3 protein-coding genes are annotated in these 15822 nt (G+C 68.3%); 2 read left to right on the top strand and 1 reads right to left on the bottom strand.

Going from position 1 to position 15822, the window contains the following annotated elements; all coding sequences use genetic code 11:
* The first annotated feature begins 11 nt into the window (after nt 1-11).
* Entirely contained in the window at nt 12-13472 is a 13461-nt protein-coding gene (locus tag EGT29_RS17095) for a filamentous haemagglutinin family protein (RefSeq protein WP_124690105.1), read from the top strand.
* A gap of 63 nt (nt 13473-13535) precedes the next feature.
* Here EGT29_RS17095 and EGT29_RS17090 read toward each other — a convergent pair whose 3' ends face one another.
* On the bottom strand, nt 13536-13901 hold the full coding sequence (locus EGT29_RS17090) for a hypothetical protein (protein ID WP_124690104.1): 366 nt from the start codon (nt 13899-13901) through the stop codon (nt 13536-13538).
* Nucleotides 13902-14136: 235 nt separating this feature from the next.
* Between EGT29_RS17090 and EGT29_RS17085 the strand changes: the two genes are divergently transcribed.
* A complete protein-coding gene (locus EGT29_RS17085) occupies nt 14137-15768 on the top strand; it encodes a ShlB/FhaC/HecB family hemolysin secretion/activation protein (protein WP_124690103.1) in 1632 nt (543 codons plus the stop codon).
* Nucleotides 15769-15822: the final 54 nt, after the last annotated feature.

Genomic DNA, 15822 nt, shown 5'->3' with positions numbered 1-15822 from the left:
GGCGTACGCCGATGGCGGCGGCGATCGCGGCGCTGGCGCTGACCGGAGCGTTCGCCGACCCCGCGCATGCGCAACATGCGTTCAGTCCGGCATGGTTCGCGGCCAAGGGTGCGGCGCAGGGCACGGCGACGGCCACGGGGCGGCTGCCCAACGGCTTGCCGGCTTCGTCGCTGACGGCGCCCGAGCAGCAATCGGCGGCGGCGCGGCAGAAGCTGCAAACCTCGATCAACAACCTGAACCTGGCGGCGCAGGCGATCGCGGCGCAGCAGGCGCTGCAGAAGGCGGCTCGGGAAGCGGCGCAGGCGAACGGCTCGTCGGTGCCCGATGGCCTGGGCGAGGGTGGCCTGAAGGTCGATGCCAACAGCCTGACGGCGGGCTGGCTCAATGCGAAGGATCCGGTGCAGACGGCGTCGGGCGGCCAGACGAAGGTGACGATCGAGCAGACGGCGGACAAGGCGATCCTGAACTGGGAGACGTTCAACGTCGGCAAGGAGACGACGGTGGCGTTCGAGCAGCAGGCGAACTGGTCGGTGCTGAACCGGGTGAACGATCCGCAGGCGCGTCCGAGCCAGATCCAGGGCCGGATCGAAGCGCCCGGGACGGTGATGATCGTGAACCGCAACGGGATCGTGTTCAGCGGGTCGAGCCAGGTGAACGTGCGCAACCTGGCGGCGGCCGCGGCGGGGATGACCGACAGCCAGTTCAAGAAGGGGCTGTACAGCGAGGCGCAGGGCAGCGGGTACATCCCGAGCTTCGCCAATGACCTGGAAACGACGGCTAGCAGCAACAGCCATGGGGCGGCGACGGGGCAGGTGGTGGTGGAGCAGGGCGCGCGGATCGCCACGCACGTTCCGCAGACGGTGACCGAGGGCGGCGGCTATGTGCTGCTGCTGGGCGGCGAGGTGCACAACGCGGGCCAGATCACGACCGATGGGGGCCAGACGGTGCTGTCGGCCGGCGATGCCTTCGTGATCAAAAAGGGCATGGGCACCGATGCGAACCAGAACTCGACCACGCGCGGCAACGTGGTTCGCACGCAGCACCTGGACGGTGGCGCCAGCGGCCTGGCGAGCAACATCGGCCTGATCCAGGCATCCACCGGCGACATCACGCTGGCCGGCCACGACGTGCGCCAGGGGGGCGTCGCGGTGGCGACGACCTCGGTGCACACGCGCGGCACCATCCACCTGACGGCGAGCGGCGGCGACACCGCGCAGGTCGGGCTGGAAGAGGGTGGCGTTACCGCCATCGTGCTCGATGCAAGCGCTTCGACGGCGCTGGACGTGCAGCGCGAGACATTGGTCCAGGATAGCGACAAGGCGGGCGACGGCATCGCCCACCGGCGCGACCAGTCGCTGGTGCAGGTCGCCAGCAGCGGCGACGTACGCTTCGAAGGCGATAGCCTGACCCTGGCCACCAGCGGCCAGGTCTACGTCGATGCCGCGGGCACCAGCGAGGTCAAGGACGGCGCCGCGATCGACGTCTCCGGTTACGTCGGCGTGCGCATCGCGATGGAGGCGAACAATGTCCTGGTCAACGTGCAGGGCTTCGAGCAGCGCGACGCCTCGGTCAACCGCGACGGCGACAAGCTGCGCAACAGCGATATCTGGCTCGATCGCCGCGACCTGGTCCTGGTGCCGGCCGGCACCAATGGCTACGAAACGGACCGTTGGTACACGGCGGGGGGCCTGCTGGAGGTGGGCGGCTATCTTGGCATCACCGGCCACGGCATAGGCGAATGGTCGGCGCAGGGCGGCACCGTGCAATTCAGTGGCGGCAATCTGCTGACGCGCCAGGGTTCGCTGATCAATCTGTCGGGCGGCGCGCTGGACGTGCAGACCGGCTATGTGGCCCAGACCTGGCTCAAGGGTTCGGACGGCAGCCTGTACAACGCCTCGACGGCGCCCGGAGACCTGTTGTATGCCGGCTTGTACCGGGGTTTCGAGACCGATGCCTCGCGTTGGGGCGATACGGCGAAAGAGAGTTTCTACAACCCGATCATCGCGCCGCTGAGGCGTCTGGAGAATGGCTATACGGTGGGCCGCGACGGCGGCCGACTGGTGGTGGCGACGGCTGCGGCGACGCTACAGGGCGACGTCGAAACCAGCACTTATCAAGGCGAGCGGCAGCAACGCGCGCGCGAGGCGGGCCTGGACGGCTACCGGCAGGCGCAGACGGCCGTCGCGCGCAACGGCGAGCTGGTCATCGGCACCTGGACGCCAGTCTACGACGCCGGCAGCGGCGACCTGCGCCACAGTCCGGGCGCGGTGGTCGACTCGGTCAAGATAGGCGGCACGGGCGGCGACATCGCGCTCGAGGCGGCCTGGCTCAACGCGCTGGAACTGGGCGGACTGCGGGTCTACGCCAAGGGCGGCATCGAGGTGGGCGCATCGGTGGCGATCGCGCCGGGCGGAGAAATCGCCCTGCATGCGACGCAGGTCGATGTGAATGCTGGCCTGACGGCGCGCGGTGGCGCCATTGTCCTGGGCGACATGGTCGACCGGTACGTCAGTGCCAGCACGGGTTGGCAGCGGCTTCCGCTGACGACGGCCGTGCCGGCGGGTTACGTGGCGCGCGTTTCCATCGGCGATGGCGTGACGCTGGACGCACGCGGTTTGTGGAGCAATCTGCTGCAGGACGGCGCCGGCATCGGCGGCCTGCCGTTCGTCAACGGCGGCCGCATCGACGTGCGCAGCAGCGGCGACGTGCGGGTGGGCGCGGGCGCGCTGCTCGACGTTTCGTCGGGCGCGGCGCTCATGGCCGACGACAGCCTGCGCGGCGGCAAGGGCGGCGACATCGCGCTGGTTGCCGACGCCTACTCGGCGGCCGCAGGAGCCAAGGGCAGGCTCGTGCTAGAAGGCGAGCTGCGCGGCCACGGCGTCAAGGGAGGCGGCACGCTGACCCTGCAAACCGGCAATGCCGTGATCGTCGGCGGACAGGTCGCAGGTAGCGACGGGGTCCTGAAGGCGGGCGAGATTTCGCTGGTCGATCTGATTACCGACGAGGCCTTCACCGTCGCCGAAGGCGCGGTGCTGCCGGTGGATTATCACTATGTCCGCACGCACGCCAATCCGGGCGAGGCGATCGGCGGGGCACCGCAGATCGTTGCCGGCAATCCGGCAAGCTGGGTCACGCTGGGCGCGGCCTGGACGCTGCCGAAGGCGGCCAACCAGAACGTCAGCTACAGCGTGACGCTTTCCAACGGCCAGTACCTCACGGTCGACGGCTATAGCTGGAGCACGCCGCCGACGCTGCCGGCGGGCACGGTCATTACCTCGATCGTGAATCCGGCGGGCTTTCCCATCAATTACGTCGTGGATGCCGCCATCCTGCCGAACGGCATCCCGATCGCGCCGACGCCGGGCGTGTTCAAGGCCGGCACCATCGCGGCCAGCGAGTTGACCTATGCGGCCGGCACGCTGATACGCGCCGGTTCGTCCCTGCCGCAGTCGGTGGCGGTCGAGTCCTTGCTGCATCTGGACGCCGCGCGCTTCCAGCAGGGTTTTTCGCGCTACGAGGTGACGGGGGGCAATGGCCTGGCCGTGGCCGAAGGCGCCGAACTGCGCGCGACGATGCCGGTCCTGCATGCGGATCTTTCCGCGGCGCGCGGGGTGGCCACCGGCGCTGATCCGCAAGAGGCGCTGGAGCGGCGGCTCGCACCGCTGTTCGCCGAGGATGCCGCCAAAGGGCGGCTGACGCAGCGTGGTGGTGCCGATCTCGTGCTGGCCGCCGGCAACGCGCGCAGCATGGTCGAGGGGGGGGAGAGGCCTACCCTGGCCATTGGCGAGGGCGCTCGCATCGAAGTGGATCCGGGGCGCAGCATCGTCCTGAAGGGCAACGGCCAGATCAATATCGACGGCGAACTGCGCGCCGCCGGCGGCCGCGTCGGCGTGTATGGACTGGGTTTTGGCACCGAGAATGTCGGTAACCTGAAGGGCCACGACGGTTCGGTGTGGATAGGAAGCAAGGCCGTGCTCGACGTGGCGGGCCTTGCCCGGACCGCGGTGGATGCGCAGGGGCGCCGTTACGGCGTGGTGCTGGACGGGGGCTGGATAGAAATCGGCGGCAAGTACCAGGCCTACGCCACCCAGGCCGATGCCATCGACAATTTCATCGTCATCCGGCCCGGCGCGCGCCTGGACGCCTCGGGCGCCGCGGCGAAGCTGGACCTGCCGGGCCTGGGCGAGACCCTGCTGGCTTCCGGCGGCGGCGTGATTCATCTGGCCAGTTTCAACGGCCTGTATCTCGACGGCGATATGCAAGCCGCGGCGGGGGGCGCGGGCGCCGCCGGCGGTACGCTGTCCCTGGCGCTGGAAGCGCCCGCCTACCGGGATGCGGGCAATCCGACCGATCGCGTGCTGGTGCATCGCGAACTGCAATTGGTGAAGGAGCAGGCGCCCGAGAGCCTGGCTGCCGGGCTGCGTCCGGGCCAGGCCGATCCGGGACTGGTCTACGGCCATGGCCGTCTGGGCGCGGATCGCGTCGAGACGGGTGGCTTCGGCAACCTGTCCATGCTGGTCAACGGCGTGCTTTCCCTGGACGATGGCGTGGATCTTGCGCTGGGTCAGAGCCTGCACCTGGCATCGCGCGCGATCGTTCTGGCGGAGGGGGCGCCGGTCGGTGCCAGCGTGAACCTGGCTGCGCCTTACGTGCGCCTGGCGGGCACTTCCCGCCTGGGCAAGGACAAATACACCATACCGTTCCTGAACGATCCCAGTTCCTACCAAGGCGGCATGGTTGCGTTGCGGGACGACACGCGGCTGCGTGTGGAGGCTGGCGTGCTGGACGTGATCAATGGAGTGCGGTTCGGGGCCTACGGCTACTCGGTGCAGAGCGGCAAGGCGCTGGTTGCGCGCCACGGCTTCGAGCAGGTGGAGCTGCGCAGCCAGGACGATCTGCGATTCCTCAAGCATACGGTCGGCGACCGTACTTCCCTGACGACCGAAGGCGACCTGCTTCTGGCCGCTAGCCAGATCTATCCGGCCACCGGCTCGGTGGTCGACGTGATCGCGGGGCGCAAAGGGATTTTCGACCAGTGGGAAACCTATCAGATCACCTACGATCCCGAGCGCAGCCTGCGCATCGAGCGCAGCGGCGATGGCGCGGCGCCGCCGGTGCCGTACTCGGCCTTCGGTACCTTGCGCCTGCGGTCGGCCAACATCGACCAGGGCGGCGTGGTTCGTGCGCCGCTGGGCATGCTGGACCTTGGCGTTGCCGCGGGGAATCACCAGGAACCGGGCAGGATCGTGCTGCGCCCGGGCAGTGTCACGTCCATCAGCGCCGCGGGACTGGTCATGCCCTACGGCGGCACGGTCGACGGCCTGAGCTACAACTATGATGGCGTGCAAGCCTGGTTCTCCGGGCTGGGCGGCGGCCTGGGCAATGTGCAACTGACGGCGGACAGCATCGAAGTGCAGGACGGCGCGCGGATCGACCTGTCCGGCGGTGGCGAACTGAAGGGGGCGGGCTTCCTGACCGGGCGCGGCGGCTCCGCCGATGCGCGCCTGCATCCGCTGGTGCAGATGACCGGCGAAGGTTTCGTGCTGCCGGGGCTGTCCACCAATCCGGTCTACGCCATCGTCCCAGGCGCGCAGTCCGCCGTGGCGCCGATCGCGGCCGAGAAGGGGGCGGGCGATCCGATGATAGGCCGCCAGATCACGGTGGGCGACGGTGTGCCGGGCCTGGCGGCGGGCACCTATACCCTGTTGCCGTCCACTTATGCGCTGCTGCCGGGTGCCTTTCGCGTGGAATTGAACGGACTGGCTTCGAGCCAGGTCGCCTTCGGCAGCGGCACCGCCATGCGCAACGGATCCTACGCTATGGCCGCGCGCCTGGGCATCGCCAACACCGGCATCGCCGACGCGCAAACCACGCAGGCCGTATTGACGCCGGCCGACACCTTGCGTAGCTATTCGCAATACAACGAGACCAGCTACGCGCAGTTCGGCCTGGATTGGGCGGCGCGCGATGGCGCGCCGCGGCCGCAGCTGGAGCGCGATGCGCGGCAGCTCAGTCTTTCGCCAGGCAGCCGCCTCGACATAGCCGCCGGCGCGGCCAACTTCGCTCCCGCCGAAGGCGGGCGCGGCGGCACGGTGGTGCTGAACGGCCGCCGCATCGAGATTCTTGCGGATGGCACGGCGCCTACCGAGGGCTTCGACGGCACGTCGGTCCATGCCAGTACGCTCAACGGCTTGGGCGCCGCCGGCATCAGCATCGGCGGCTCGCCGGTGTCAACGTTCGTGGTGCAGAACGACAGCGGATCGTCGACCCAGAATTCCTGGCAGGTCGGCCTGAGCAACGGTTCGACCGGCGAGCTCATCCTGCGCCAGGGCGCCGTGCTGGAAGCGGCATCGGTCTTCCTGGTGGTCAACAACAAGAATGAAGGCCTGACCATCGAGCAGGGCGCGGGCATCAATACCTTGGGGCAGGGCAAGGCGCCCTGGGACTCGAACGACGGTTATGTGCTGATGCCGGGCCAGACCGGGGTCTTGGCGGTGACCAACGGCTGGCTGGACGTGACCTCGCCTACTGCCGATGACGCTTCCGGTGTACTCGGCGCGGGCTATCTGCACGTCGGCGCCTGCGCCGCAGGGGCGAGCTGCGTCGGCGAAACGGTGCTGTACTCGGAAGGCACGATCACCGCCGCCACCAACAAGTCCTTCGAGCTGGGCGAGTCGGTGCGCTACGGCACCCGCAACCTGGTGCTGGCCATGGGCGGCATCAACGTCGGCAGCGCCGAGGCCCTGGCACAGGCGGGAGCCGCCGGCATCCTGCCCTCGGGCCTGACGCTGAACCAGGGCGTGCTCGACCGTCTGCTGCGAGGCGATACCAGCACCGGCGCGCCGGCGCTGGAAAACCTCGTCCTGACAGCAGGCGATTCGGTCAACTTCTACGGCAGTGTGGACTTGAGCACCATCGACCCGACCACCGGCAAGTCCGCCCTGGAGCGCCTGGTGCTGGGCACGCCAGCCATCTACGGCCACGGCGGCGCGGGCGACGTCGCCCGCATCGAAACCGGCACCCTGGTCTGGAACGGCGCGACCACGCCGGCGGGCAATGTCATCGCCGGCGGCGCCGGCACCGGCAGCGGAAAACTGGTCATCGATGCGGACGTCATCGAGTTCGGCTACGGCCCCCGAAGCCAGCCCGATACCGTAGGCACGCACGAACGCCTGGCGTTGGGCTTTGCCAGCGTGGATCTCAACGCGGCCGAACGCATCACGGCCAACCACAAGGGCGCGCTGGCGGTGTACCAGTCCCGGGGCGCCTGGGACGACACGGCCAAGGCATGGACCTACAGCGGCGGCGACCTGAACCTCAACACGCCGCTGCTGACCGGCCAAGCCGGTTCGGTGAACCGGATCAAGGCAGGTGGCGCCATCACGGTCGCGGCCCCGGCAGGCGCCGCCGCGCCGCTGGCAGACAACGCCACCTTGGCCGATGCCCTGGGCGCCGAGCTTGCGCTGGACGCTGGCTCGCATCTCGTGCTGGACACCGCGGTGCTGCTGCCCAGTGGCAAGCTCAAGCTGTCGGCGCAGGACGATGTGATGCTGGCGGACGGCGCGCAGCTGGACCTGGCCGGCCGCAAGATCGATTTCTTCGACGTCGACAAATACAGCTGGGGCGGCGACGTGACGCTGTCGAGCCGACAGGGCAGCGTCGTCCAGCAGGCCGGCTCGACGATAGACCTGGCCGCCAAAAACAATCGCGCCGGCAAGCTCACGGTGCTTGCGCTGGAAGGGACGGCCGATCTCGCTGGCGCTGTCCTGGGCGGCAGCGCCGGCCACTACGATGCGGGTGGCACCCGGGTCCCGTTCGCGGCAGGCTACATCGACGTGCGCGCGCAGCGCATCGCGGATTTTGCCGGCCTGAACGAACGATTGACCCAGGGCGAAGTCTTCGGCGGCCGCAGCTTCCAGCTGAAACAAGGCGACCTGGTCATCGGCGACGAACTCAAGGCCCGCGAGATCAACGTCTCGGTCGACAACGGCAGCCTGACGGTAACGGGCCGGGTCGACGCCAGCGGCGAGCAGGCCGGCAGCATCCGCCTGGCCGCCAATCGCGGCGTCACCCTGGCTGGCAGCGCCGTGCTGGACGCCAGCGCAAGCGTGCTGCGCAAGGACAGCTACGGTCAGGCGATCGACGCGCCCAACCGCGCCGTCATCGAGATCGACTCGGGCAGCGGCCGACTGGTGCTGGCCGACGGCGTGCGCATGGACCTGGGCGTGGCTGGCGCGAGCGCGAACTACGGCACGGTGGCGTTGAACGCCCCACGCCTGGGCGGCGCCAGGGGCAACGACGTCGACATCGACGCGAGCGGCGCCATCGTGATCACCGGCGCCAAATCCATCGCCGTCAATGCCTTCCATACCTACGACGACGCGGCCGCCGGCACCGAGACCACGGTGGACGGCCGAAGCTACCAGACCATCGACCAGGCCTACCTGGACGGCAAGCACGCCGACAGCCTCGCCTTCATCGACAACGCGCTGGCCAACAGCGCGCTGATGAACGGCAAGCTTGCAGGCCTGCGCGCCCATGCCGGCGCGTTCCGCCTGCGCCCCGGCGTGGAGATCGTCAGCAATGCGGCGGTCAATCCCGACGGCAACCTGCACGTGGACGGCGACATCGATCTCTCCGGCCATCGCTACGCCAGCGTCAATCCGCGCACGCAAAGGACGTCCGTCCACGGCTCGGGGGAGGCCGGCGCGCTGGTGCTGCGCGCCCAGGGCGACCTGACGATCTTCGGCAGCATCACCGATGGTTTCGACACGAGCAAGCTGGGGGTGACGGCAGACGACAATGGCTGGGTGCTGCCCGCGGGACGCATGCCTTTCGGCGGGGATCTCGTCATCCCGCACGGCGGTATGGCGACGCTGGACGCCGGCACCCAGTTCGCCGGCGGCCGCACGCTGAACTATGACCTGCCGGTATCGAGCCTGACCTTGCCGGCCGGCACGCTCCTGCCCGCCGCCATGCCGCTGGCGCAGAGCCTGACGCTGCCGGCCGGCACGGTGCTGGGGGCGGCGGTGCTCGATGGCCAGGGCAACGTGGTGCACGCGGCCGGTACCGTGCTGCAAGCGCCGGTGACGCTGGACGCCGGCATGCAGCTGGCCGCGGGTTTCCGCCTGCCGGCGCAGGCGCAGATCGGGGCCACGACGTGGCCCAAGGGCGCTGTGCTGCCGGTGGCAATGAAGCTGGCCCGGCCGCTGGCGCTGGCCAAGGGTGCCATCGTGCCGTCGGAAACCGACGTGGTGCTGCCGGGCGGCGTGGAGATGGTGGACCTGCGTCCCAAGGGGGCCGACGGCACCCAGGGTCGCACCTTGGCGCTGGCGCCGATGCTGGAGGCCGGTTCGCAATCGTGGGACATCCGGCTGGTGGCCGGCGCCGACACGACGGCGGCCGACGCACGCCTGACATTGCCGGACAGCATGGCGCGCTTGCGCCTGTCCGACACGCATTTCGGCATGGGACACGTGCTCACGCCGATTCCCGGCACCGGTACGCCGGCCACGTACGGGGCCGCCACGTCGCCAGAAGCCGAGGCCTTCTTCGCGGATCTCGCGGCGTGGTACGGCATCGTGCTGACGCCAGGCCAGGCGATCACCCCAAGCGACGTGCAGAACCTCAAGGACAACTGGATCATTTCCGAGAGCGTTACCGAACTCAACGACTGGGGCTATGGTGAAGTGGTCCATGTCGTAGATGCCGGGACGCCGCCGGACCTGGAGTTCGTGCCCAAGCTAGCGCGGCAGCAATTGTTCAGCGCGTTGCGCACCGGCACCGGCGACCTGGACCTGGTTTCCGGCGGGGATGTCGAAATGACCTCGCTCTACGGCGTCTACACGGCGGGCACCTCCTCGGCGCCGCCGGGCAGCGGCTATAACCAGGCGCGCGGCCGTTTGACCGACGGTACGGTGCTGCGTCCCGAAGGGGCGATTTTCGAAGCGCTGGTCGATGGCGGCGCCGAAAGCCTGTACGCGGCCTGGTACCCGGAGCAGGGCGGTAATGTGTTGTTGCGTGCTGGCGGCGATCTCAAGGGCGACCTGGTCGGCAACAACGAGAACCGCAGCGACGTTGACGCCTATACCTTCTACAACACGCGCCAGCAGATCGCGACCGCGGCGGTTGGCAACTGGCTGTGGCGGCAGGGTACCGGTAGCGTCGAGGCGGGCACCGACGCGGTGCCGACGGCGTGGTGGATCAACTTCGGCACTTATGTCGCGGGTGGCGCCACCGGCCAGACCGATCCTTACGGTACGAGGCTATTCGGCAATGCCCCTTTCCTGGTGGGCTTCACCGGCATCGGCACGCTCGGTGGCGGCAATCTGGTCGTGGAGGCCGGCGGCGATGCCGGCATGATCGATGCGCGCGGCCTTCAGGCGACCTGGAACGAGACGCGCCATACTCCGCGCAGCCAGGGTCTGCATCTGGCCGTGGCCAGTACCGGTCGCATCACGCCGAGCGGCGAACTGGTGCAGACGGGCGGCGGCGACCTCTCGCTGCGCCTGGGCGGTACCTTGAATCCGAATCCGGAACTGCGGGTCAACGAGCACGACCTGAACAGTACCTTCGTCAATCTGCGCGGCGCCACGATGATCGATGCCGGCGCCATCGGCGGAGTGAAGCTCGGCTATGGCGGGCGGGATCAGATGGATTCCCGCCGGGGCGACGTGTACGCGGCCGGGGGCAGCCAAGCCACCGGCGGGCCTATCCTGGTGCTGGGCGATTCCGCTGTCCGCATCGAGACGCGCGGCGATCTGGTGTTGGGCGGTACGGCCGACCCCGGCCGGACCCTGCTGCTCAATGCAACCCCTTTCACCTACCAGGGCGCGGATTACGCCGGTAACGGCTGGACCTGGTTCTCGCTGTGGACGCCGGCTACCGCCATCGATCTGTTCAGCGCAGGCGGCAACCTGACTCCCGTCACGACCTGGGACGAAAGGGATATCAACGAAAACGTGCGCGGAGGCGGCAAGGGCCGCAACCAGTCGGCCAACGGCGACGGCTCTTTCTACCCGTCCGTCCTGCGAGCGGCCGCCGCCAATGGCAGCCTGTACTACGGCGCCAGCGCCAGCAGCGCGCGCCATTTTTCCACCGGAATCATGCGCTATGCCCACGGCACTGTGCTGGCGCCTTCGCCGGTCGGCGCACAGTTCGTCAATGCCATCGGCAAGGGCGAACTTCAACTGCTGGCGCAGGAGTCGATTCATGGCGCAGGTTATGTGTTCTCGACCTCTACGGCCGACCCGTCGGGGATGGCCAGCCCGTTCCGTCCCGGTTTTGTCGGCATGCTGGCCCAAACAGGTGGCGGCCAGTACGGCACCGATCCGCTTCTGGTCCACAACGCGTCGGCCGAAGCGGCGCTGTACAACGATTGGCTGGGGGGCCAAACCTTGGGACGCATGAATACTGCCGCGTTGTTTACCTTCGGTGGCACGACGACCGTCGCCGGGGCGGCGGTGGGACGGGAGCCGGCGCGCTATTACGCGGTGCAAGGCGACATCGTCGGCCTGCGCGTCGGCCAGGAAGTGTTGCTGGGCTATCCGGCGGGCTCGGCAGGGTCGCGCTACGAGGCGTCGGGGCCGGTGGCGATACGCGCCGGCCGCGACATTGCGGATTCCGGTACGCCGCTGGGCCAGAAGGATCCGACGGCAGGGCGCCTGGACTCGACCGCCTCGACCCGCGGCAACCTGATCGCTCATGCCTATGCCGACGAGATATCGGTGGTGGAGGCCGGCCGCGATCTGCGCAGCAGCAGCTTCTATATCCTCGGCCCGGGCCTGCTCGATGTATCGGCTGGCCGCCACGTCTATCTGGGCAACAAGGGCGAGATCAAGAGCCTGGGGCCGCTCGGCGGTGTCGAGGCGTCGGGCGGCCGCAGCGGCGGCGCCAGTATCTCGCTGTCGGCGGGAATGGGCGAGGGCGCTTACTGGGATGCCTTTGCCAGACGTTATCTGGACCCGTCCAACCAGGCCGATCCGGGCCGGCCCTTCGCTGACCAGCCAGGCAAGGCCTTGATCGTCTACAGCGGCAAGCTCACGCTGGCGCAATGGCTGCAAAGCGAGTTCGGCTACACCGGCGACGAGGCCGGCGCGCAAGACTTCCTGGCGCAGCAGCAGGCGCAGCTGGATGAGGCGCGCGCCGCCGCGCTAGCCCAGGGCCGCACCGCCAGCAACCGTTCGCTGGCGCGCGAGTTCCAGCAGCAAAGCCAGCTGCATCTGGTGAACTGGCTGAGCGACCGTTTCGGCGGCGCCAATGGCCTGGGCCTGCATTTCGATCCCGCGACTACAGACGCGCGCGCCTTCTTCGATGCACTGCCGCCGGAGCAGCGGCACGCCTACTTGCGCAATGTCTATTATGCCGAGTTGCGCGAGTCCGGCCGAGAGTACAACGATGCCGACGGCAAGCGCTTCGGCAGCTACCTGCGCGGCCGTGAAGCCATCGCGACCTTGTTTCCCGAGCAGGACGCGCAGGGCAGGGCACTGACGTACGAAGGCGACCTGACCATGTTCAGCAGCGCGCTCTACTACAACGCCGACTATGTAAACAACCCCGTCGGCCAGGCGCGTCCGACGCCGGGCACGACTTACATCACCAAGGCGCAGTGGGAGGCGCTGGGCAGCCCCGGCTACAACGTTTCGTTCTACGACGTGCTCGATGCCGGCATCCATACCAACTTCGGCGGCGACATCAGCATCTTGGCGCCGGGGGGGCGCACGCTGGTCGGCATCGACGGCGGCTTCAACCCGGGCCCGGGCTCGGGCGTGATGACGCAGGGAGAGGGCGACATCAATATTTACGCTCTCGGCAGCATCCTGATGGGGCAGAGCCGCGTCTTCACCACCTTCGGCGGCAATATTCTGGGTTGGTCGGCCGCTGGCGACATCAATGCCGGCAGGGGCTCCAAGACGACGGTGGTCTATACGCCCTCGCGGCGCACGTACGACAGCGTCGGCAACGTCACCTTGTCGCCGCAGGCGCCGAGCACGGGCGCCGGCATCGCCACGCTGAACCCGATCCCGGAGGTGCCTCCCGGCGACATCGACCTGATCGCGCCCTTGGGCACGATCGACGCGGGCGAAGCGGGGATCCGGGTGTCGGGCAACGTGAACCTGGCGGCGCTGCGCGTGGTGAACGCGGAGAACATCCAGGTGCAGGGCAAGGCGGTGGGGATTCCGGTCGTGGCGGCGGTGAACGTGGCGGCGCTGAGCAATGCCAGCGCGGCGGCGTCGCAGGCGGCGACGGCGGCGCAGGACGTGATGCAGCGCGAGCGGGCGGCGTCGCGCCAGGCCTTGCCATCGGTCTTTACCGTGCGGGTGCTGGGATTCGGCAACGAGACCGCGCCTGCGTCGCAGGAACCGGCGGCGCCGCGTGCCGTGGAACCTTCGGCTTATCGGCCGGAGGGGTTGGTGAAGGTGGTGGATGCGTCGGCGCTGACGGCGCGGGAGCGGGCGCGGCTGGGTTTGTAAGCGAGACCGCCGTGTCCGGGCGGCGCGCGGGTCGGGTTTTCCGGACCGCGCGCCGTTTTTGTATCAGGGCGCGTCGAAGATCGGGCTGCCGTATTGCGGCGCAGGCGGCCGCTGCGGATAGACCGAGGTGCCGAAGGTGTTGCCCATCCGGTTGGCCATGGCCGCTCGGTTGAACAGGCCCAGTTGGTTGGAGGCGCGCTGGACGATGGCTTCGGAGGCAAGTTCGGGGCCGCCTTCCATCTTTCCCGGCGCGGGCTTGGGCTGAAGCTTCTGCGTCAGGCATCCATAGGAAGGCGCGCGTTGGCCGTTGACTTCGACATCGAAGCAGGACGCCTCGGCGTTGTCGGGCGCGGCCGCCGCGGCGGCGCCCGATACGAGGGCGCAGGCGAGGGCGGCGAGGGACAGGTTCAGTGTGCGGTGCAGGTTCATGGCGTTCTCCTTGCAGCCAGCGTAGCACCCGGTATCGATTCTCTCTACCTCGACGCCGCGTCATTCGCGGGAGGTCGCCGGCCGCCGATTTCTTCATGAACTTTTCATGACAAACGACAGTCCGGGGCCGCCTCATCCGTCTAAGCAAAGGAACGACCCGGACCCTGTGCCTCTTCCGGCATGACGCCGGGAGGGGATGCCGCGAAGGCTACTACTTGAGAAACGAATTCGACACATGCATGAGCTGAGAAAGAACGGGCCGTCGGCGGCATGGCGGGCCCTTTGCGTGGCGGCGCTCTCGCTAGGGGCGCATGGCCTGACGCTGGCCCAGGAGCCGGGAGCGGCGCCGCCGGCCGGCGCATCGAGCGGGGCGGAACGCCACGTGGACATCAACGAGTACATCGTGCGAGGCAATACGGTGCTGGACGTGCGGTCCATCGAGAAGGCGGTGACGCCTTTCCTCGGACCTGGCCGTACGCTCAAGGACATGGAAGGCGCGCGCGACGCGCTGTTGTCCGCTTACCAGGCCAAGGGCTACCAGTCCGTCTACGTCGATCTGCCGGAACAGCAGGTCGTGGGCGGCATCGTCTACCTGCAGGTGTCCGAGACCAAGGTGGGGCGTGTCCGGGTGGTGGGGGCCGAGTATTCGTCGCCGCTCGAGGTGCGGGATCAGGTGCCGGCGCTGACGGAAGGCCAGGTCCCCGATTTCAACAAGGCACAAGCCCAACTGACCGAGTTGAACCGGACCGGCCGCCGGCAGGTGATGCCCCTGGTCCGGCAGGGCAAGCTGCCTGGGACCATGGACGTGGACCTGAAGGTGGAGGACAACAGTCCGTGGCGCGCCAGCGCGGGCCTGAACAACGACCGCAGTCCGGATACCAAATCGTTGCGGGCCACCGCCTCCATCGGCCACGACAACCTGTGGCAGATGGGGCATAGCGCGTCGCTGAGTTTCTTCGGCGCGCCGCAGGACCTGGACCAGACCAAGGTGTGGTCCGGTTCGTACATCGCGCCGCTGCGCGGTACGAACTGGAGCCTCGAGGCTTCGGGCTACGTCTCGGACAGCAACGTCTCCACCGTGGGCGGCACCTCGGTGCTCGGCAAGGGGCATGCCATCGGGCTGAAGGCCACCTACACCGTTCCCAACGCGGGCGACTGGTGGCACGCCTTCAGCGCCGGCATCGACTTCAAGAGCAACAAGGAACAACTGCGCCTGGGCGCCACCGGCGACGAAGTACCGCTCAAGTACGCGCCGATCACGCTGTCTTATTCGGGCTTTCGCCAGACCGAGCGGAGCCAGTACGCGCTGGGCATGTCGTTCGTGACCGGCACCCGCAGCCTGTTCGGCTACGGCAGCAATTGGCAAGAATTCAACTACAAGCGCTACAAGGCCAAGCCCGCATTCATGGCGCTGAAGGCCGACGTCAACGCGACCTACAACTTCGCTGGCGAATCCCAACTGGGATTCAGGCTGGCCGGACAGATGACCGACTCGGCGCTGGTATCGGGCGAGCAGATCGCCGCCGGCGGCATGAACTCGGTGCGCGGCTACATGTCGGCCGAATCCACCGGCGACTACGGCCTGGTCGGTTCGGTCGAGTGGCGCACCAAACCCCTGCCGTGGGCTGGAACCTGGGTCGAGAACTGGCGCGCGTACGCGTTCGTGGATGCCGCCCAGCTCCGCCTGCAGGATCCGCTGCCGGAGCAGCAGTCGCGCTTCACGCTGGCCTCGGTGGGCGTCGGAACCAGTTTCCGCATCGGCCAGCGCGTGTCGGGCCGGCTGGACTTCGGTTATCCGCTCAGGGACGGCCCCCGCACGGAAAAGCACGATCCGCGCGTGACCTTCAGCATCAACGCCAGTTATTGATCATCGCCACTCGCTTCCATTCATGTCTTTCAGAAAAGATTTCGGAGAGTTTTC

This window comes from Pigmentiphaga sp. H8 (assembly GCF_003854895.1).
Taxonomy (GTDB): Bacteria; Pseudomonadota; Gammaproteobacteria; order Burkholderiales; family Burkholderiaceae_B; genus Pigmentiphaga.
Note: the sequence above shows the minus strand (reverse complement) of the source record. Positions and strands in the feature narration are given on the sequence as shown.

Bases quoted from the DNA above. Each gene is read 5' to 3' on its own strand.
- EGT29_RS17085 (WP_124690103.1), top strand. From the start codon at position 14,137: ATGCATGAGCTGAGAAAGAACGGGCCGTCGGCGGCATGGCGGGCCCTT.
- EGT29_RS17095 (WP_124690105.1), top strand. From the start codon at position 12: ATGGCGGCGGCGATCGCGGCGCTGGCGCTGACCGGAGCGTTCGCCGAC.
- EGT29_RS17090 (WP_124690104.1), bottom strand. From the start codon at position 13,901: ATGAACCTGCACCGCACACTGAACCTGTCCCTCGCCGCCCTCGCCTGC.